This window comes from Desulfatiglans anilini DSM 4660 (assembly GCF_000422285.1).
GTDB lineage: Bacteria > Desulfobacterota > DSM-4660 > Desulfatiglandales > Desulfatiglandaceae > Desulfatiglans > Desulfatiglans anilini.
In genome coordinates, this window is sequence record NZ_AULM01000005.1 from 158,211 (window position 1) to 176,803 (window position 18,593).

An 18,593-nucleotide genomic window follows, 5' to 3' on the forward strand; every position below is an offset into this window, starting at 1 on the left:
GATTTTCGCTCCGGGTCCGGCTGTCATCAGATCTTGGTCAGGCGCTTGAAGCCGCTTGGCAGAAACAGCAACACCAGGATGAAGATCAGGAGGCCGATCATGTCATCGAACGCCATGCCGATGTAGGTGGCACCGAAGGCCTCCGCAAGCCCGAGAGTCAAACCACCGAAAATCGCCCCGACCGTCGAGCCCAGTCCGCCGAGGATGGTGATGACGAAGGCCTTCCGGGTGAAAGGGCTGCCGATGTCGGGAAACAGGTAGTAAATGGGCATGAGGAGGGTTCCGGCCGCAGCCACAAGCGCCGAGCCGATGCCGAAGGTGAGGATGGTGATGCGTTTGGCGTCGACCCCCATCAGGAGGGCGGCGTCCTTGTCTTGAGCGGTGGCGCGGATGGCGCGCCCGAGATCGGTTTTGAGGAGAAACCAGAACATGAAGCCTGTGAAGAGGAGGGCGATGAAAAAGGCGGCGGTAAGCGCCACGCTGAAGGAGATGCCCCGGAGGAAAAAACTCGAACTGCTGTAAGCGGTCTGGACCGATTTATAGTCCGAGGAAAAGATGAATCGAGCGATCTCGGTCAGGACCATGCCGATCCCGACCGTCATCAGGACTTGGTTTTCCGGGAGGAGCGATTCGACCTCCATGAGCGGGTTCAAGGCGTATCTTTGGATCAGGGCGCCAAGAAGGAAGAGGGCCGGCATGGTAATGAGAAGGGCTGCGTAGGGGTCCAGGCCGAGATAGGTGAAACAGACGAAGGTGATGTACATGGCCACCATCATGAGTTGGCCATGGGCGAGGTTGATGATCCCCATGACGCCCATGATGAGCGACATCCCCATCCCGATCAGACCGTAAAGCCCCCCTTTGAGTATACCCGCCACAAGCGTTTGCAGAAAAACGTCCATCGAATATCCCCCGGGTCGTCTCAGGCGCGGCCTGCGCACAACGGATTTTTCAACACGCTGTCATGACGTCGAATCAGCGCTTATCCCATCTGGGAAACGGATAGACAGGCTCGGCGGTGGCCACCTCTTTGGGCCAGACGGTTTCGAGTCTACCCTGGATCCATTGGACCAGGAAGGTAGGAAGCTTGTTTTGCTGGGTCATCTTGGCGTAGGAGATGAACTTGACCGGTCCGAACACGGTCATCATGTCTGTTTCGGCCAGCGCCGCCCGAACGCCTTCAGGCGTGAGGGTCTCGGCCCGTTTGAGCGCATCGGCGATGACGTACATGGCGGCATACGCCTCGGCCCCATGATACTCGGTCGGCGTTCCATGCTTGTCGAGGAACTTCTCGTAATATTCGCGCGCGCCGGGGTAGGGTACCGAAGGGGTCCACAGGGTGGCTGAAAAGACGAATTCGGAGGCTTCACCGGCATTGGCCTGAAACTCCGGAAGGGTGAATCCCGCCCCCCCGCCGACGAAGAGCCGTGGATTCAGGTTCAGTTCCTTGGCCTGACGCATGAGGAGGGCGGCATCCATGACGTAGGATATCATGTAGACCAGGTCCGGATCCTGCGCCTTGACCTTGACGAGTAGGGGTTTGAAATCCACCGCGCCGGCCTCGTACCCCTCCTTCATCAAAACCTCCAGGCCGAAGTTCTTGCACTGCTCCATAAACTCCTTCGAGCCGGACTGGCCGAAAAGCGTGTTCTCGTGCAGGATCACCACCGTTTTGACCTGCGCCGTCTCCTTGAGGAAAGAGTGGAGGGCCTGCGGATATTCGCTTACTGGGGGATTGAGGCGGAAGATGTATTCCCAGCCCTGCTCCGTGATGTTGTCGGCCGAGCCGGTGTTCACGAGAAAGGGGACCTTCCGCTGCTGCGCGACGGCGACGGAGGCCCAGGTCACCGAACTCGAATAGCCGCCTCCGACCACGAGCACCTGGTCTTTGGCGATGAGCTTTTCGATGGCGGATCGGCCGACATCGGGCTTCCCCGTGGTGTCCTCGATAATCAACTGGACCGGCCTGCCGTTAATCCCGCCGCCGGCGTTGATCTCCTCGGCCGCCATCAGAAAGGACTTTTGTTCTATCTCGCCGAATTTGGCGAGTTTGCCGGTCAGGGGAAGAACGACCCCCACCTTGAGCGGATCCGCGGCGGCAGCCTGCCCAGGATACCCGGCAATCAAACAAGCGGCAAGAACCAGACAACCCATGAACCACACAGCAGAGCCTTTCATCCCCTTCATCGAAATTCCTCCTTCTCCCCGAAACGGGTTCCGTCAATGGACGATTGGAAATGTTTCCATGCTTGATAAACACGTTCGCAGATGAGTACAATTTTGCGCCTATCGCGGAATGATTACCCGATGCAACCCGCGTTGCAATCCGGGAATGAGGGCTTTTCTTCACACCCTTCGGGTGCTCGGTCCCACCGCTTCGCGGCGGGTTCCCGGTTTCTTCACACGCTGTGCGGGCTCAGTTCCGCCCCTGCGGGGGGGCCGGTTTTTTCACACCCTTCGGGTGCTCAGTTCCACCGCGCGGGGCGGGTCCCGGACCTGCTAATATCAAGAAAATCAGATACTTACGCGGATGCGAGCTGCAGGCCACGGTTGAGGCAAACGTGCGGATCGACGCCCCTATCGGCAGAAAGGAACCTTTCCGGATGAGAACTCTTGATGACAAAGGTCCGGCAACTGGTTATACATTTCCGACTGAACACAGGCTACCGGCGAAAAAGGCGTTCTCGGTGCGCAAGCACACGCACACTCTGTTCAAACAGAAGTGCGGTTCGGGTGGTCGGTACGGGGGGCGGATCGCCGCGAAGGCTTCTCTCCGAGCAATCTGCATACGCACCGGATCATACGCTGGCTTTAATAGAAACGCAAACCATTTGATCTTAAAAAAGAGGGAAGGGATGCAAGGAAGGCATCTGGAGAAAGCATCTGAACAGAAAAAGATGAACTATGACATCCGTGAGGAACCGCTCAGCCGCTTCGACCCTGACCCGGGCCCCTTCACCTTGAGCTACGGGTTTTCGACCGACACGCTCGTCCGCTCGATCGAAGCCGTTGGCATGATCCAGCCGCCGCTGGTCCTGGAATCGCCATCCCGGCCGTGGCCGATCGTCTGCGGATTCAGGCGGATCGCGGCCGCGCGCCGCCTGCGCCTTTCCTCGATCGTCTGCCGGGTTGCGCAGCCGGAGAAACGGAGCACGATCGATTGGCTGTTGACCAGCCTTTACGACAACCTTGGCACGCGGGGCTTCAACCCGGTCGAGGCGGGGATGGCCCTCGCGCGCCTCGCCTTGCATCGGCCGATCGAGGACCTGCGCCGGACCTATGCGCCTCTTTTGGGGCTTCCCCCACGCACGGACACCGTTGAATCCTATATCGCGATGGCCTCGGCGCTGGAGCCGCCCTTGAAGGATTCGCTCGCGAGCGGCGCCCTCTCCGTTCATGCTGCTCGAGCCCTGCTCGACCGCAGTGCTGAGGAGCGTTCGGCGATCCACGACCTCATCACGATGCTAAACCTTAGCTTTAATAATCAAATACAATTAATTGATATTATATATGATATAATGCGGATAGAATCTATCGAGATAGGGGATCTTCTTGGAATGAAGGCCCTTGGAGGGGTCCTCCAGGACACCTCCTTGAACGGCCCTCAGCGTGGAAAGGCTGCGCTTGCCTATCTCAAGGAGAGGCGCAGTCCGAGGTTTGCGGCTGCTGCCCATGCTTTCCATCGGAAGATCGCCAGGCTGCCCCTCCCGAAAGGGGCGCGTCTTCAAACCCCGCCGTTTTTCGAGGAAGAGGTCCTGCGCCTCGAACTCGTGTTCAAAAACGGGCGCGAACTGCTCAAAATGCTCCGGGATATCCAGGGAATCGAGCGGCTGGAGGAACTGCGGCTCCCCTCCTGGAAGGAGATGCTATGAGCCTGTACCCCATCCGCAAGACGATCGTCGAAGAGAAATCCGCCGCAGATCCCCTTGCGGCAGGGATCATGGAGCGGCTCGCCGCACTGACCGGCGGGCGTCCGGCAAAGGGTGCCATCGACGATCTGGGCAAGGACGTGCTCCATATCCTCAGGAACAAGGGGGTTTTCCTGAGACCCTGCCCCGGCACCAGCCATTACATCTGCTGCGGCTACCGAATCCTCCATGTCGGGACGAACTGCCCGCTCGACTGCAGCTACTGCATCCTTCAGGCCTACTTCAACGCGCCCAACCTGCGCGTCTTCAGCAACCTGGAGGAGAATCTCGCAGCGGTGCTGGCGGAAATCGACGCCCATCCCGACGAGATCTTCCGGGTGGGAACAGGCGAGTTCACCGACAGCCTGGCCCTCGACCCGCTGACCGGCTGGTCTCGGACCCTGCCGCCCCTTTTTGCCTGCCGCCCGAACGCCATCCTCGAGCTGAAGACCAAGACAGACAAGATCGAGGGCCTTTTGGACTCCGATGTCCGGGAACGGATCATCGTCTCGTGGTCGCTCAATGCTCCGTATATCGCGGCGCGCGAAGAGAAGCGCGCCGCCACTCTGACACGCCGCCTCGAGGCGGCGCGCCGGTGTCAGCAGGCAGGGTTCACCCTCGGCTTCCACTTCGATCCGATGGTCGAACACCCCGGCTGGGAGGAGGGCTACGCACAGACCGTCGAGCTCATGGACCGGTACATCGACCCGAAGGGGATCATCTGGATCAGCCTCGGCAGTATGCGGTGCATGCCGCAGCTCAAGCCGATCATCCTCCGGCGGCACCCCGGGACCTGTGTCCTCGACGGTGAGTTCGTGTCCGGGCTCGACGGCAAGATGCGGCTTTTCAGGCCGATCCGGGTTGGGCTGTACGCCCGGATGGCAGAGCTTCTGGGCAGTTGGCATCCGGATCTCGGCCTGTACCTCTGCATGGAATCGGATACGGTCTGGCGCGAGTCTTTCGGTTGGTCCCCCGGTGATTCAGCGGGCCTGAAAGCCTTTCTGGACAGCCGGGTAAAGCGCTTTTTTGGTTGGTCTAGAAGCTGAATTTGTGTTATGAACCAGTTTTTAATGCCAAGGGGAGGGAGGCCTATTATGGAGACACTTAAGGAGAAGGTTCAAAAGGCCCTGGAGAAGGTTCGCCCGTCGCTTCAGGCCGACGGCGGGGATGTCCAACTGGTGGATGTGACTGAGGACGGAGTCGTGAAGGTGCAGTTGATGGGCGCCTGCGGCGGATGCCCCATGTCCCAGATGACTCTCAAGATGGGGATTGAAAAGATCCTCAGACACAACGTGCCCGAGGTGAAGCGGGTCGAGCAGGCCTGAGATCGAGGCTGATGCCTCCATACTGCGGCGGAACTGCCCGAGCGGAAGCCCGCCCGGCGGTTTTCAGAAGGGGATGACGGGTTTCCGCCCCCCTGCAAATGAAAAGGAACGGGCTGCGGTCATCAGGCGGGGATGGAGGCGGCCGGAAACAGCACGGCCGGGGATTTCCGGCCGGAAAACGTGAATGCAGAGGGCGGAGCGCCGCCTTCATGCGTGTAAAACCCATTCGAAGTCAAGAAGGAGGATGACAAGGACTATGGAGATTAAAAAAATCGGCGTGATTGGAGCCGGAACGATGGGCAACGGCATTGCACAGACCGCGGCATTGATCGGCTGCGATGTGGTCCTGCGCGATGTCCAGGATTCTTTTGTCGAGCGCGGCATGAAAAATATCGAGAAGTTCCTGAGCAAGAGCGTCGAAAAGGGCAAGATGCAGGCCGCGGAAAAGGACGCCGTGCTGGGCCGCATCAAGGGCACCACCGATATGAAGCAGCTCAAGGACGTGGACTTCGTCGTCGAGGCGGTGATCGAGGACCTGGACCTCAAGAAGAGCGTTTTCAAGGAACTGGACGAACTGTGCCGGCCGGAGACGATCCTGGCCTCGAATACCTCGTCGATGTCGCTCACCGAGATCGCCGCGGCGACCAAGCGGCCTGACAAGGTCTGCGGCATGCACTTTTTCAACCCCGTCCCGCTCATGAAACTCGTGGAAGTCATCCGCGGTTTTGCGACCAGCGACGAGACCGTGGCCGTTACGACAGCCCTCGCCAAGAAGATGGGCAAGATCACGGTCGAGGTCAAGAAGGATTCCCCCGGCTTCATCGTCAACCGGATCATGATCCCGCACATGCTGGAAGCGATCAAGATCGTCGAAGAGGGGATCGCCAGCATCCCCGACGTCGATATCGCCGTGAAAAACGGATTGAATTACCCCATGGGTCCGTTCGAACTGATGGACCTGACCGGGATCGACATCGCTTACTTCGTGACGGAGTATTTCTACAAAGAACTGAACAAGGAATCGAAGTGGGTTTCGCCGAATCTGCTCAAGACCATGATCAGGGCCGGCAAGCTTGGAAGAAAGACCGGCGCGGGCTGGTACGACTATAGCCAGAAGTAACCGCCGGGCATCGGCACACCGGATGGAGCGCCGGGTTGGACCCGGTGCTCCACACCATGCCGGCAAACGAACCAGGGCGGATCACGGCCTCGGTCAAACCTCGGCGGTGATACACCCTGAAAAAGCCCCAGAAAAAACAGGAAGGCAGGCGGGATTTTTTCCCGGCCTGCCTTTTTTCCTATGTGCGATCACCTTCCACGAAGGGAAGGGATTACTTGTTTTTATGCCGCATCTTTTTCTTGAGCTTACGGTATTTGTGTTTTCTGATCTTCTTTCGCCGTTTTTTGACCACACTGCCCATTCACGTAACCTCCCAGAAATAAGATCGTTATTTGTACAATCTGCCGGCCCGAATGTCAAGAGGATAAAAGAAGGAAACGGAGCCGGTCCGGATCGAGTCGAGCGATGGATACAAGTTTACATAATATACATTATCAGACGCATCATGTTTTACAGGCCGGAACTCACGAGGGATTCCGTCTCGTCTCAGGACGCAACGTAATCCCTTTCGCCTGGTAAAGACGGCTGTCCGCCAAAGCAATGAGGGTTTCCGCATTCATCCCCTCGGCCAGTTCGGCAAATCCCAAGGCTGCACTCACGCCGCAGCGCTCCTTTATGGTCTCGGCGATTCGGTGCCCGACCCGCAAGGCAACCTGGGCATCTGCATCAACCAGAATGACAGCGAATTCATCCCCGCCATAGCGGTAAGCCGAGTCGACGTCCTGGCGGATGCAGCCTTGCAGGATAGCCCCTACATTCTCGAGCAAACGATCTCCCGCCATGTGCCCGTGTCTGTCGTTGAACTGTTTGAATGTGTCGAGATCGAGAAGAATAAGGGAAAGCGGCCATTGCTGCCTGGAGGCGCGTGCGATCTCCTGATCGAGAACCGCAAAGAAGTGTCTCCGGTTGAAAAGCCCGGTCAGGACATCCGTGATCGAAAGCCTCAACAGTTCGAGGGCGCGATCCCGTTCGAGGATAGCCCTCATGATCTTTGCTTTGAGCTCCGCCAGTTCGAAGGGCTTGCGAAGGAAATCCGTAGCACCCGCATGTACCGCATCGATAAATGCATATTCCTCTATATAACCCGTAATGGCAAAGCACAAAATTTGGGGCTGAAGATTGCGCGCCTCGCGGATCAATTCCAGACCATCGACATGCGGCATGCGAAGATCGCAGATAAGAAAGGTGTGCAATCCCTCTTCGATCATTCTCAGCGCTTCAACCGGTTTCGAGGATGTATCCACCCTATAGCCCCAGCGGGAAATCGCTTCCTGCAGCACTTGCAGGAATTGCGGATTGTCATCGATAAGAAGAAAGCGCTCGTTTGCAAGATCAACTTGTTTTTCTATGTTATTCATTATGCTATCCGTTTGCCGTCAGCAAAGAACGATGCATGTGCCCCAGCGTAGCCCTTGGGCTTGCTGTTGGGAGCCTGTTTGCCTATTTCCGCCTTTGGCGCATGATTCAAATAGCGGATAGAAAAAGCGTCCTTTTCTCATTCAATGGGTTCACCGCGTAAGGAATGGATAAACGATTCTTTAACTATAACATTAATAATCTTACCTAAGCAGTTTTTATTATATTTGAAATTAACAACTCTATTGCAGCCTGAACGTCCGGAAAACTGCCGCCCCCGGCGGCTTTCACCCTCGACGAGGACTTCGACGGTGGAGCCTACCAAAGTCTGGTTCCGTCTCTGCGTAATCGTTTCCTGAATCCGCTGCAGGGTCTCGAGCCTCGCCGCCTTCTCTTCTTCGGGGATCTTCCGGTCCATGCCCGCCGCAGCTGTGCCCGGTCTGTCGCTGTATTTAAAGGAGTACAGATTGTCGAACTCGATCCGTTCGATCAGATCGAGCGTCTGGGCGAAATCCTCTTCCGTCTCGCCGGGGAAGCCGACCATGACATCGCTGGTCAGGGCGATGGCCGGCTGCGCCCGGCGCAGCTTTTCCACCAGACGCAGGTAATCTTCCCGTGAATAGCGGCGTCCCATGCGCTTGAGCACACGATCGCTTCCCGCCTGAAACGGCAGGTGAATATGCGGGCAGAGTGCCGGAAGCTCGGCGAAGCAGGCGATCAACTCGTCCGAGAGGTCCTTCGGGTGGGATGTGGTGAACCGCAGGCGCAGCAGCCCCTCCCGCTCCGCCACCGCGCGCAGGAGATCGGGGAATCGCCGGATGCTGCCGTCTTCCCAGCGGTAGGAATTCACATTCTGCCCCAAAAGGGTCAGCTCTTTGACGCCCTCGGCCAGCAGCGCGTCGGCCTCGGAGAGGATGTCGGCCGGGCCGCGCGAGCGCTCCCGGCCACGCACATACGGGACGATGCAATAACTGCAGAAGTTGTCGCATCCCTGCATGACGGCGATGAAGCCGGTGACCCGCCCCTTGAAAAAATCGTCCCCCCGCTCGCAATCGAACGGGAAATCGGCTGTGTCGAGCGCAAGCAGCGGCTCCGCCGCTCCTTTTTCGATCCGCGCCAGAAGCTCGGGGAAAGAGCCAAGGGCGCGGGGACCCATGACCAGATTCAAGCCCGGGAAGCGCTTCAGGAGCGCAGCCCCCTTTTGCTGAGCGAAGCATCCCATCATCCCGAGGATCATCTCGGGGCGCCGGCACTTCAGGGAGGCCATCCGGCCCAACATACTGACGGCCTTGTGCTCCGGCTTCTCACGCACGGAACAGGTATTGATCAGGACCAGTCGAGCGTCCCGCGGGTCGGCAACAGGCTCCCACCCCGCTCTGATCAGCATGCGGGCGGCCGTATCGGAATCGTAGACGTTCATCTGGCAGCCCATGGTAATGATGTGGAAGCCGCCCTTTCCGCTGGCGGCAGCACTGGATCGGGCGATGAGCTCCCCTGGCCGACCCTCCCCCATTGCAGTGGATGTTTTCAGTGCATCCAGTTCTTCGATCAAAAGCCCTTCTTTCATGGTGAGTGATGTGAGCAGGCCAGCGAACTCGCTCTCGCAGCCGGGGGCGACGCTGACCGAGATCAGCGCCTCCCGGGGGTCGAGGGTCGTCACAGCTGCCATTCCGTCGTAGGATTCGAGCGTGTAGCGGATATAGCTGATTTCACGGCGTTCGACCCGGAAAATGCGTCTAGTTGTCTCTTTTTCCATTGTAGGTGGCGCCGCCCCACATCAGCTTGCGGCGCAGGAGTTTGAAGTAGTTGTGATAGGGCGGCAACAGCAGCCGGATCCCCTGACCGGCTTCGGCAATGGAGACCCTGTCTCCGTACTGCAGTTCAAACCCGATCTGCCCGTCGAAGGTCAACAAGACCCGTTCCTCGCTTTCCTTCCCCATCGTGATGTGGATCGTCGTATCCCGGCTAGGTACGATGATCGGGCGGTTGGTCAGCGTGAAGGGACAAATGGGCGCCAGGATGAAGCAGGCGAGCGTGGGATAGACAATCGGCCCCCCCGCAGATAGATTGTAGGCGGTCGATCCGGTAGGCGTGGAGATGATGAGTCCGTCGGCGCGAAAGGTTGTCAGCGGAGCGTCGTTGATCCGGACATCGAGATCGATGATCCGCGCCAGCGCCCCCTTGTTGATGACGACATCGTTCAGGACCTGGAAACGGCAAACCTCCCCGCCCCCGCGATGCACGCGTGTTTCAAGCATGGAGCGCCTTTCCACCTCCAGGCGGCCGGCGACCATCAGGTCGATGACGGTGTAAAGGTCGCGGAGCGGGGTCGCGGTGAGGAAGCCCAGTCCACCGAGATTGATTCCAAGGAGGGGAACGCCGTAGCGTCCCACCCGCCTGGCTGCACCCAGCAGCGTCCCATCGCCGCCAAGGACCACCACCCAGTCGACCGTTTTGGGTATCGAGGTCGTTTCCTCCTCCGGGTGGTAGCGGGAGCCCACCGCAACCATCTCTTCGGTGTAGACCTGGATGCGGCGGTTCCGGAACCATTCTTCGAGCTCCCTCGCCGCCTGCCGCGCCGGTTCATGGTGGTGTTTAAAAATAATGCCAACCGAGGATCCCGGTTTCGTCAGGGTCTGCAGATTATCGTTCATCGGCTCCGCTCGCAGGGGTGTCGGCGGCCTTTTCCTGCTCCTGCGCCGGGAAAATCGGCACAATGGCGAAGCGGTTCACGTCGACGAGCCCCCGATCCGTCAGCTTGAGTTCCGGAATGACGGGCAGCGCAAGAAAAGACAGCGCCATGAAGGGTTCCGAGACCGCTGCGCCCAGCTCGGATGCAGCCTCTTTGACCGCCCTGATCTTTTGTACGAGTCCTTCAAATGGTGCACGGGTCATCAGCCCCGCTACCTCCAGCGGCAGCTCTGCGAGGACGCGGTCTCCGACGGCCGCCGCCAGGCCGCCGCCGATCTCCCGCAGGCGCGTGACCGCACAGTGGATCGAGGCATCGTCAACGCCGACAGCGATCACGTTGTGGGAATCGTGAGCCACGGAGGATGCCAACGCACCCTGCTTGAGGCCGAAGCCACGGACCAGTCCGAGCCCGATCCTTCCGCTCTCCCTGTGCCGCTCGAATACGCAGAGCTTCAGGGTATCATTGGCGACGTCGGTCTGCACCCTGCCTTGCGCGGCCGGAACAGGGCTGAGAAGGGCCCGGGTGATCAGTTCCCCTGGAACCAACTCGATCACGCGGGCGTCGCCGCCGGCATGTGCGATGGCCAGCCGATCGGGTGTGAAAGGCGCCATCCGGAGAGGACTCGGCCGCTCCGGCCTCCCGGGTGGACCGGACGCGGGCCAGTGCGCCGTCAGGCGCCCCCCCTCCGCCACGAGGCTTCCGTCCTTGAACACCGCCTTGATCTCGAACCGCTCGAGGTCGTCTGCGACGACGATATCCGCCCGATACCCCGGCGCGAGCGCCCCCCTGCTGCGCAAACCGAAATATTGGGCGGGGTTGATGGTCACGAGGCGGACGGCCGTGACTGGATCAAGGCCCAGACCCACAGCCTTCCTCAGCAGGTAATCGAGATGCCCGCGCTCCGCAAGTTCCTCGGCGTGCAGATCATCGTGCACGAGACAGAACCGGTTCCAGTTCGTCTGGTTGACGAGCGGCAGCAGCGCCCCCAGATTCCGGGCGCTCGTCCCTTCCCGGATCATCAGCATCATGCCTGCTTCCACTTTCTCGCGGCCCTCGGCGAGCGCGAAGCTCTCATGGTCCGAGCCGATCCCGGCCGTGAGGTAGGCCTGCAGATCCCTTCCGGTCAAGCCGGGGCTGTGCCCGTCAACGACGCGATTGCGGAAGAGATCGATCTTCTGGAGGACCTCTTCGTCTCCGGCGAGGACCCCGGGGAAGTTCATCATCTCCGCGAGGCCGAGGACCCTGGGTTCATACAGAAGGGGGGCGAGATCCCCTGGGTGGAGCGCCGCCCCGGATGTTTCCATGTGCGTCGCAGGCACGCATGAAGGCGCCATGAAGAAGAAATCGAAAGGAATGCCACAGCTGCTGTCTTCCAGCATCAGGCGGATGCCATCCATGCCGAGCACGTTCGCGATCTCGTGCGGATCGGAGACGAGAGCCGTAGTGCCGTTCGGGATGAGGGCCGCTGCGAGCGAGCGGGGCATCATCATGCTGCTCTCCACATGCAGGTGCCCTTCGATGAACCCCGGAAGGAGAAAATCCCCGGAGACATCGCGCTCCTCCACCCCCCGCAGACCTTCCCCCAGCCCGACGATTACACCGTCTTTGACCGCAAGATCACGGACATCGACCCCGCCCGAAAAGACGTTGACGACCGAGCCGCCTCGAAGGACGAGATCCGCAGGGATATCCCCCCGCGCCGCGGCGATCCGTCGTCTTTGCAGCTCGATCCGCTCGTTCATGGCCTCCTTTGACGGTCTATCACCAGCCATTCCTCGGTGAGATCGGATGTCGTGTCCACCAGCAGGTGCATGAACGGGGTCGATGGATGGATCCCCAGCAGGTCGTCGAGGTCGACCGGCTCGAATTTCTTCACATTGTTGTCGTAGGCCTGCTCGGTCAACGCGTTGGATTCGTAGTTTTCCTTGGTCCGTTTGGAGATCCGCCTCAACGACACCTCGCGCGGGCACTGGGTCTGTTGGATGACCAGCCCCATGCCGGCCGCGGCGGCCACTTCAGCAGCCCGCCTTCTGAGCGACTGGGTGACGAAGGTTGCGTCCAGAATGATCCCCTGTCCCTGCGAAGCCAGTTCGTGAGCGCGCCGGAACATCTCGTCATAGACAAGGGTCCGCTTCTGAAAGTTCGCTGCGACCTTCTCGTCAAAGATGTCTTCGTTCTTCAAGACCTCCAGGCGGATAAGATCGGAGCGCAAGATCGTATAGCCCAGCAGGTCTGCGATGACCTCGGTCGTCTCGGTCTTGTAGCTTGCAGGAAGCCCGCAGGCGATCAGGACGCTGCGCGCCTCCAGATTATTCTGCATGAAAGGGACAAAGGGTTCACGCATATTCGATTCACCTCAAAAATGAATGGACGCTTGCAACCACCGGCCTGGCACCCCGGGACCTGGTGAAGCAGGCAATCCCGGTTCTTCCAATACCGAGGAAATCAAGCGTTTGCGCGGAGGCGACCTGCGGGTCGCCGCACAAGCAAACGTGCAGATTGACGCCGAGATTGGCAAAAAAGACCACTTCCGGCCGAAAGCTTAAAAATGGCGTCTATCCGGAAATGAGGATTTTTTGCCAATATCAAGGAAATCAAGCGTTTGTGCGGAGGCGACCTGCGGGTCGCCGCACAAGCAAACGTGCAGATTGACGCCGAGATTGGCAAAAAAGACCATTTCCGGCTGGAAGCTAGAGGTAGCTGCCAGCCAGTTCGAAATAAGCGCGCGCGCTCCGGACGGCCTTCTCCTTTTCGAAGGCTTCGATTCCAGGATCGTCCAACTGGAAGCTGATGACCTTTCCTCTCACAAAGGCGCGGTAAACCTTGTAAAAGGTGAGCAGTTCCTCGCCTTTCCCTTCCTGCGCGAATCTCCGGTACGCATCCCAGAAGAGGACCGAGAAGGCCGCGCCTCCGTGATAGTCGAGATCCATCATCAGGAAGGCGACGTCGGCGAGTGTATCGCCGTAGCGAAAACGATCGTTGAACTCGATGCAGTCGAAGATGGGAATCCCGTCGCTCAGGCAGATGTGCTCCATGTGGAGATCCCCATGGCAGTCGCGGATCCTGCCGGCCGCAATCCGTTCTTCGAAGAGCGCCGCATGGTCGCGGTAAAAAGCGACGGTCCATTGCCGCAGCGCCTCGAAAAGGGGCTGGTCGATGCTGGTCCCGCAGTATTTTTCGACCTGGGCGAAATTCTCATCGGTGTTGACGCGGAAGGCCTCTGCCCGTCCGAAGGCGTCGATTTCGGGAGAGCGTTGGGCGGTCCGGTGGAAATCGGCCAGCACCCGTGCGACACGCTCGACATCCTCCCCTTTCAACTCCCCGCGCGCGAAGACCGCCTTCATCAGGCGCTCCTCCGGGATGCGGCGCATCCTCACCGCATAGTCCACCACCTCTCCGTGCCCGGCGCCTACGCAGTGTCTGAATCCGTCGAAGACGACCGGGAGCACCCCTTCATAGATCTCGGGGGCCAGGCGACGGTTGAGGAGGACTTCCTGACGGCATGCATGGGCCCGCTTTTCTAAGCTTGTAAAGTCTAGAAACCCGAAGTTGACGGGTTTCTTCACCTTGTAAACAAAGGCATCCGCGATAAAAACGAGCGAAATGTGAGTCTGGACGAGGCTTACACTGCGGGTCTCATCCGGAAAGGCAGCGGGCTCCAGAAGATCCTCCATCATGGCGCTCATGCCACCCCCCTTTCGAGGTGCACCCCAAACTGGTCGGCAACGTAGAGCGGCACCGGGATGTTCCCCATCACCACCGGGTCCTGGTGGCAATCCGAGCCGCCGGTCACCATCAATCCCTCACGCCTGGCAAATGCGAGATAGGCGGCGGTGGTCATGGGATCATGCCGGGAGTGCCAGCACTCCACCCCGTCCAGGAAGGGCAAAAGCCTGCGGCGGATGATTTCATGTTGCTCCCTCACGTCCTTCGTCAAGGCTGAGAGCGAGGTCCCGTTGGGGTCATTCGGGTGCGCCAGGACAAGCCGGCCGCCCGCTCCATGCACGAGTTCAGCCGCCTCTTCTAGTAAAAGCGGCAGTTTGGGCACATCGCACCGCACTAGATAGCGGTCGAAGGCCTCCTGCCGATTCCGTACAATCCCCTTCCTGACCATGTAATTGGCGATATGAGGTCTGCCGAAGCTGCCGTCGACGGTTTCCTCGATGGCTTCCATGTCCGCCGGGGTGAAGGGTGGCCTGCCCTCCCTGGTGAATTCCGTATTGATCCGTTCGAGGATCTTCTCTGCACGGCTGCGGCGAAAGGCCTTCAGTTGGAGCGTCTTGTCGAAAAGCCGCTGATCGGCGGCGTCATAACCGTATCCGAGAACATCCAGCGAAACCGTCTTCCCGCCGCGGTAGTCCGGGTCCGAGAAGCTGATGTTCAGTTCCACCCCTGTCAGGTAAACCATGCCCATCTGTCCTGCGGCCGCTTCGATGCTTTCCTGGCACTCGACCGAGTCGTGGTCCGTGATGGAGATCATCGTAATTTTACGGCGCCGGGCCTCGCGCAGGATCTCGCCCGCCTCCATTTTGCCGTCGGAACAGGTGCGCGAGTGGATGTGAAGATCAATTTTCATAGGAGAGGACCATCTCCCGGCCTGTCTGAAGCGCTTGGCGGTTGGGTTCGAGTTTGGATGCGGGGAAAAGCTCCCCGATGACCGCCTCGACGTCCCGCTGCACGATCGGCATGTCCTCCAGAGCGCAGAGGGCGCCCAACATCACCATATTGAGCATGATCGGACCGCCGAGTTCGATCGCCTGCTGTGTGCCTTCCAGCCAGTAAAGCCTTCGGGCGCACGCCTCGATCGTAGCATGCATCCAATCCGGATCCGGATAAGCGACATCCCCTGCGATGACGTTCAGCGGATAGATCGGGCGCGAGTTGACAATGAAGGTGCAGCCGTCGTTTCCGAATTCCGACAGGATCCGGACGGTCTCGAGCGGTTCGAGACCCACCACTACGTCCGCACGGTTGGGGGGAATGATCGGGCTCAAAAGCCGCTCGTCCGAGACCCGCACGTGGCTCATCACAGGCCCTCCACGCTGGGAAAGGCCGAAGGTCTCGCCAATAGTCACCTGCAGCCCCTTTTTGACCGCGGCCCGGCCGAGAATCTGCGAGGCCAGGACATTCCCCTGACCGCCCACCCCTGTAATAATCAAATTCAACAGCATGATTTCCTCGGTTTTCCTGAGCGCAGCGAAATGCGCCATTCCCCGGATCGTCTCATTTCCGCTCACGAATGATGGCGCCCTGCGGGCAGATGTCGGCGCAGATGCCGCAGCCCACGCAGATCACCTCATCGATGGTCGACTTCTGCTCCTTCTCATCCCAGACGAGACCCGGGCAGCGGAAGACTCGTGTGCAATAGCGGTTGCAGCCGCAGGCCTCCCCCAGGCACGTCTCTTGATCGACACGCATACGGAAGGGGAACCCCCCTTCCCTTCCCTGAACCAGGGCGCATTTCCGCCTCAGAATCAGGACGCGCGGTCCTTCTTGCTGCATCAACCCGTACAACGTCTGGGCTGTCTCTTCCATCCTGTAAGGGTCGGCGACGGCAACCGTGATCCCGAGCGAACGGCACAGGGCCTCGACGTCAACCGGCTCGGTGGGGTTCCCCATGGCCGTCCTTCCAGTGCCGGGGTGGGGTTGAAAACCCGTCATGGCGGTGGCGCTGTTGTCCAGGATGAGCAGCAGGATGTCCGCCTGGTTGAATTTTGCGTTGACAAGCCCGGGCAGCCCCGCGTGAAAAAAGGTGGAGTCACCGCAGACTGTCACCACAGGCTGATCGAATCCGAGGCTGGTGAGTTTCCCGTATCCGCAGGCCAGACCGATCCCGGAGCCCATGGCGTGAACGGATTTGACCTGATTGAAACCCGTAGGCCAGATCCCCATCGTGTAACAACCGATGTCCCCCGATACGAAACCGTTCCGGCCGTCCCAGACAAGGGCCTTTTTGACGGCGTAATAAGACCCTCGATGAGGACAGCCGGGGCAGAATCCGAATTCGCGCAGCGGAAGCGAATCGCCGATCAGCGCTGCCACCTTATGCCGGTAAGTCTCATCGAGCCAGTCGATCTCGAACAAGGAGCCCAGCACGTCCATGAGGTGCGCCGGGGTGAGTTCTCCGCATGCCGGAATGTGCCCCGAGGTCTTGCCGAAAAACTCCCGCACGCCGATCCGCGAGCCCAGATCCGCGGCAAGCGCCTTTACGGAGTCCTCCACGAACGGGTCGATGTCTTCGGCAAAAAGGATGCGCTTCGAGCGTTCGAGCTGACGCGCGATGAACTCGGCCGGGAGCGGCCATGTCGTGCCCAGCTTGAGGACTGCAACTCTTTCCCCGAGGCCGAGGAGGTCCCTTGCCTCCGAGGCGTAGCTCCAGGCGCAGCCTGAAGAGATGACTAGGAGTTCGGGGTTTTCGGGGCCTTCATAGGCGTTGAAAGGGGAACTTTCGAAGAGTCGCGCCGCCTCCTCCAGCTTCCGGTGGCGCCCCGCGTGCTTGGCAACCACCGGGAAGGTGTGGAATGCCTGGCCGGGGTCGAACCAAGGGCGCGTGTCGAGAGAAGGAAGCGCCCCCACCTGCACACACGAACGTGTGTGGGAGAGCCTCGAGACGCTCCTGAGCATGACCACATTCGAAATCTTCTCCGAGAGTTCGAAGGCCCAGCGAGTCATCTCCAAGGCCTCCTGCGGCGTTGCGGGCTCGAGGAGGGGAATGTCGGTCATGCGGGCGAACAGGCGCGCATCCTCTTCGTTTGTGCTGGAAATGCCGGAAGGGTCGTCGCAGGAAATCAAAACGATGCCCGCTTTGGTGCCGGACAGCGTCAGGTTGGTCAGGAAGTCGGAGGCGACGTTCACGCCGTTCTGCTTCATGCTGACCATGGCACGGCATCCCGCGAACGAGGCGGCCGTAGCCGCTTCGAGGGCGACCTTCTCGTTGGTCGACCACTCGACGTACATCGGCAGGTCCTTGCTGCACTCGGCCAAGGTTTCGAGTATCTCCGAAGAGGGGTTTCCGGGATAAGCCGCGCAGAAGACCGCGCCTCCCTCCAACACCCCGCGTGCAATGGCCTCGTTTCCCTGAAGGAGCGCCGTTTCGCCGGGTTGAAATGCTGTAATGCGGTTCATGATCGACCTCCCCGGATCTCGGAAAGGGCCTCTTCCCCTCTCCGGCGCTTGTTTCGGGCCGCTTCTGCAAGGTGCTCGAGGTTGGCCTCCGGTAAAGGGCGAACCTCAACGAGGTTGGCCGCACACGAATCCGCGAAAAGCCTTCGCCCGGTTTCCGTCCGGACCAGGACCGTATTCCAGCCCGGGTATCCCTCAGCCGCCCCTATTGAGATGTCCGCGTATTCTGCGGTCATATCCCGGCAGATCCGGCATCCCTTCTGGATGGCAGGCCGAATTTCATCCAAAGGAAAATGTCTCATCCCCTGCAAGGTGTCGACGTCGAAACGAGCCGCCGGCGGCGGCGGGATATCGTATTTGCGGGCGGGAGCATCGATCCCCTCGCTTTTCAGAAAATGGCGGAGGCTGCGATAATCGAGTGCCCACGTACAGAAAAGCCCCAGTTTGAGCTCGACGGCACGGCTCCTTTCGGCGCCGTCAGGCTGCATCTTCGCCAACCGCTCGAGGGCGATCATCTGGCAGGGAAGCCCGACCACGGCCATCCGGGTGACCCCATTCCCGTAAGCACGGTTCATTGCCGCGAGTGTTCCTGCTGAATTGTAGCGGGAGCCCGCACACGCAAGAATCTCTTCGCGGCTCCGGGCCAGGGTCCCGGCCGGCGCCTCGGATCCCCCCTTCGTGGTGAGTACGACATTGTCCACGACTCCGCTTTCCAGAGACCGGACGAGGAGCGAGGAGACCATGCCGCCATACTGGCCTCCGGCGGTGATCTCGTCGTCCGTACCCCTAGCCATGTGGATCTCCAGGCAGGGCCCGATTCCATCAGGAACGGAGATTTCCTCTTGAACGCCCCCGGGCTTTTCCGTCCCCCCGGCGCACTGCGGGCAGATCAGATAACACCGGCTGTTCTCGGCGTGGCAGCGGTCGATGACTACGATCCGCCCGTCCTTGTACTCCTGATATGGGCAAAGGCCGACGCAGGCTCCGCAGCCGACGCAAAGCCCCGGAGCGATCACCTGTTCGATCAGGCCGGCCTGCCCTCCATTAAGGCTGGGTTGCATGGAAGATCC

The 18,593-nt window shown here is 59.9% G+C and carries 17 protein-coding genes; 4 read left to right on the top strand and 13 right to left on the bottom strand.

Annotated features, from left to right (window positions below; translation table 11 throughout):
* Positions 1 to 26 precede the first annotated feature (26 nt).
* Entirely contained in the window at positions 27 to 902 is an 876-nt protein-coding gene (locus tag H567_RS0107410; protein WP_028320915.1) for a branched-chain amino acid ABC transporter permease, read from the bottom strand.
* 73 nt (positions 903 to 975) lie between these two features.
* Positions 976 to 2,187 (bottom strand): ABC transporter substrate-binding protein, encoded by a 1,212-nt coding sequence (locus H567_RS0107415; RefSeq protein ID WP_208598340.1) that lies wholly within the window; start codon positions 2,185 to 2,187, stop codon positions 976 to 978.
* A gap of 668 nt (positions 2,188 to 2,855) precedes the next feature.
* On the opposite strand from H567_RS0107415, the gene H567_RS0107420 reads away from it, so the two are divergent.
* The 4 genes from H567_RS0107420 to H567_RS0107440 all read left to right on the top strand — a co-directional run bounded on the left by H567_RS0107420 (position 2,856) and on the right by H567_RS0107440 (position 6,353).
* Positions 2,856 to 3,872 (top strand): ParB N-terminal domain-containing protein, encoded by a 1,017-nt coding sequence (locus H567_RS0107420; protein ID WP_028320917.1) that lies wholly within the window; start codon positions 2,856 to 2,858, stop codon positions 3,870 to 3,872.
* Complete coding sequence (locus H567_RS23620) at positions 3,869 to 4,954, top strand: SPL family radical SAM protein (protein WP_051184588.1); 1,086 nt, start codon at positions 3,869 to 3,871, stop codon at positions 4,952 to 4,954. Before H567_RS0107420 ends, H567_RS23620 begins: the two co-directional genes overlap by 4 nt.
* Before the next feature lie 48 nt (positions 4,955 to 5,002).
* Entirely contained in the window at positions 5,003 to 5,233 is a 231-nt protein-coding gene (locus H567_RS0107430; RefSeq protein WP_035253636.1) for a NifU family protein, read from the top strand.
* A 256-nt stretch (positions 5,234 to 5,489) separates the two neighbouring features.
* Positions 5,490 to 6,353: a 3-hydroxyacyl-CoA dehydrogenase family protein gene (locus H567_RS0107440; protein ID WP_028320919.1), complete on the top strand. Its 864-nt coding sequence runs from the start codon at positions 5,490 to 5,492 to the stop codon at positions 6,351 to 6,353.
* A gap of 211 nt (positions 6,354 to 6,564) precedes the next feature.
* On the opposite strand, the gene H567_RS27800 is transcribed toward H567_RS0107440, so the two are convergent.
* The 11 genes from H567_RS27800 to H567_RS0107500 form a co-directional block, all read right to left on the bottom strand.
* Positions 6,565 to 6,654, bottom strand: a complete 90-nt coding sequence (locus H567_RS27800; protein WP_084517006.1) for an AURKAIP1/COX24 domain-containing protein — start codon at positions 6,652 to 6,654, stop codon at positions 6,565 to 6,567.
* A gap of 163 nt (positions 6,655 to 6,817) precedes the next feature.
* Positions 6,818 to 7,711 carry a GGDEF domain-containing response regulator gene (locus tag H567_RS23625; RefSeq protein ID WP_051184589.1) on the bottom strand — a complete coding sequence of 298 codons (894 nt, stop codon included), beginning with the start codon at positions 7,709 to 7,711 and terminating at the stop codon, positions 6,818 to 6,820.
* Positions 7,712 to 7,848: 137 nt separating this feature from the next.
* On the bottom strand, positions 7,849 to 9,465 hold the full coding sequence (miaB, locus tag H567_RS0107455) for a tRNA (N6-isopentenyl adenosine(37)-C2)-methylthiotransferase MiaB (protein WP_084517008.1): 1,617 nt from the start codon (positions 9,463 to 9,465) through the stop codon (positions 7,849 to 7,851).
* Entirely contained in the window at positions 9,446 to 10,363 is a 918-nt protein-coding gene (locus H567_RS0107460) for an NAD(+)/NADH kinase (RefSeq protein WP_051184590.1), read from the bottom strand. Before H567_RS0107460 ends, miaB begins: the two co-directional genes overlap by 20 nt.
* A complete protein-coding gene (gene ade, locus H567_RS23630) occupies positions 10,353 to 12,143 on the bottom strand; it encodes an adenine deaminase (protein ID WP_167330933.1) in 1,791 nt (596 codons plus the stop codon). Before ade ends, H567_RS0107460 begins: the two co-directional genes overlap by 11 nt.
* Positions 12,140 to 12,745, bottom strand: a complete 606-nt coding sequence (locus H567_RS0107470; RefSeq protein ID WP_028320922.1) for a P-loop nucleotide/nucleoside kinase family protein — start codon at positions 12,743 to 12,745, stop codon at positions 12,140 to 12,142. The genes ade and H567_RS0107470 overlap by 4 nt, the downstream gene beginning before the upstream one ends.
* Positions 12,746 to 13,091: 346 nt before the next feature.
* On the bottom strand, positions 13,092 to 14,087 hold the full coding sequence (locus tag H567_RS23640) for a phosphotransferase (protein WP_051184592.1): 996 nt from the start codon (positions 14,085 to 14,087) through the stop codon (positions 13,092 to 13,094).
* Entirely contained in the window at positions 14,084 to 14,977 is an 894-nt protein-coding gene (locus H567_RS27035; RefSeq protein ID WP_028320923.1) for a PHP domain-containing protein, read from the bottom strand. The genes H567_RS23640 and H567_RS27035 overlap by 4 nt, the downstream gene beginning before the upstream one ends.
* Positions 14,967 to 15,572, bottom strand: coding sequence for an indolepyruvate oxidoreductase subunit beta (locus H567_RS0107490; RefSeq protein WP_028320924.1), 606 nt, complete (start codon positions 15,570 to 15,572; stop codon positions 14,967 to 14,969). The genes H567_RS27035 and H567_RS0107490 overlap by 11 nt, the downstream gene beginning before the upstream one ends.
* A 52-nt stretch (positions 15,573 to 15,624) precedes the next feature.
* Positions 15,625 to 17,526 carry a thiamine pyrophosphate-dependent enzyme gene (locus tag H567_RS0107495; protein WP_028320925.1) on the bottom strand — a complete coding sequence of 634 codons (1,902 nt, stop codon included), beginning with the start codon at positions 17,524 to 17,526 and terminating at the stop codon, positions 15,625 to 15,627.
* Entirely contained in the window at positions 17,523 to 18,584 is a 1,062-nt protein-coding gene (locus tag H567_RS0107500) for a Coenzyme F420 hydrogenase/dehydrogenase, beta subunit C-terminal domain (protein WP_028320926.1), read from the bottom strand. The genes H567_RS0107495 and H567_RS0107500 overlap by 4 nt, the downstream gene beginning before the upstream one ends.
* Positions 18,585 to 18,593 lie beyond the last annotated feature (9 nt).

Bases quoted from the DNA above. Each gene is read 5' to 3' on its own strand.
- H567_RS0107495 (WP_028320925.1), bottom strand. From the start codon at position 17,526: ATGAACCGCATTACAGCATTTCAACCCGGCGAAACGGCGCTCCTTCAG.
- H567_RS0107500 (WP_028320926.1), bottom strand. From the start codon at position 18,584: ATGCAACCCAGCCTTAATGGAGGGCAGGCCGGCCTGATCGAACAGGTG.
- ade (WP_167330933.1), bottom strand. From the start codon at position 12,143: ATGAACGAGCGGATCGAGCTGCAAAGACGACGGATCGCCGCGGCGCGG.
- H567_RS0107440 (WP_028320919.1), top strand. From the start codon at position 5,490: ATGGAGATTAAAAAAATCGGCGTGATTGGAGCCGGAACGATGGGCAAC.
- miaB (WP_084517008.1), bottom strand. From the start codon at position 9,465: ATGGAAAAAGAGACAACTAGACGCATTTTCCGGGTCGAACGCCGTGAA.
- H567_RS23620 (WP_051184588.1), top strand. From the start codon at position 3,869: ATGAGCCTGTACCCCATCCGCAAGACGATCGTCGAAGAGAAATCCGCC.
- H567_RS27800 (WP_084517006.1), bottom strand. From the start codon at position 6,654: ATGGGCAGTGTGGTCAAAAAACGGCGAAAGAAGATCAGAAAACACAAA.
- H567_RS0107415 (WP_208598340.1), bottom strand. From the start codon at position 2,187: ATGAAGGGGATGAAAGGCTCTGCTGTGTGGTTCATGGGTTGTCTGGTT.
- H567_RS0107460 (WP_051184590.1), bottom strand. From the start codon at position 10,363: ATGAACGATAATCTGCAGACCCTGACGAAACCGGGATCCTCGGTTGGC.
- H567_RS0107470 (WP_028320922.1), bottom strand. From the start codon at position 12,745: ATGCGTGAACCCTTTGTCCCTTTCATGCAGAATAATCTGGAGGCGCGC.
- H567_RS0107410 (WP_028320915.1), bottom strand. From the start codon at position 902: ATGGACGTTTTTCTGCAAACGCTTGTGGCGGGTATACTCAAAGGGGGG.
- H567_RS0107420 (WP_028320917.1), top strand. From the start codon at position 2,856: ATGCAAGGAAGGCATCTGGAGAAAGCATCTGAACAGAAAAAGATGAAC.
- H567_RS0107490 (WP_028320924.1), bottom strand. From the start codon at position 15,572: ATGCTGTTGAATTTGATTATTACAGGGGTGGGCGGTCAGGGGAATGTC.
- H567_RS23640 (WP_051184592.1), bottom strand. From the start codon at position 14,087: ATGAGCGCCATGATGGAGGATCTTCTGGAGCCCGCTGCCTTTCCGGAT.
- H567_RS27035 (WP_028320923.1), bottom strand. From the start codon at position 14,977: ATGAAAATTGATCTTCACATCCACTCGCGCACCTGTTCCGACGGCAAA.
- H567_RS23625 (WP_051184589.1), bottom strand. From the start codon at position 7,711: ATGAATAACATAGAAAAACAAGTTGATCTTGCAAACGAGCGCTTTCTT.
- H567_RS0107430 (WP_035253636.1), top strand. From the start codon at position 5,003: ATGGAGACACTTAAGGAGAAGGTTCAAAAGGCCCTGGAGAAGGTTCGC.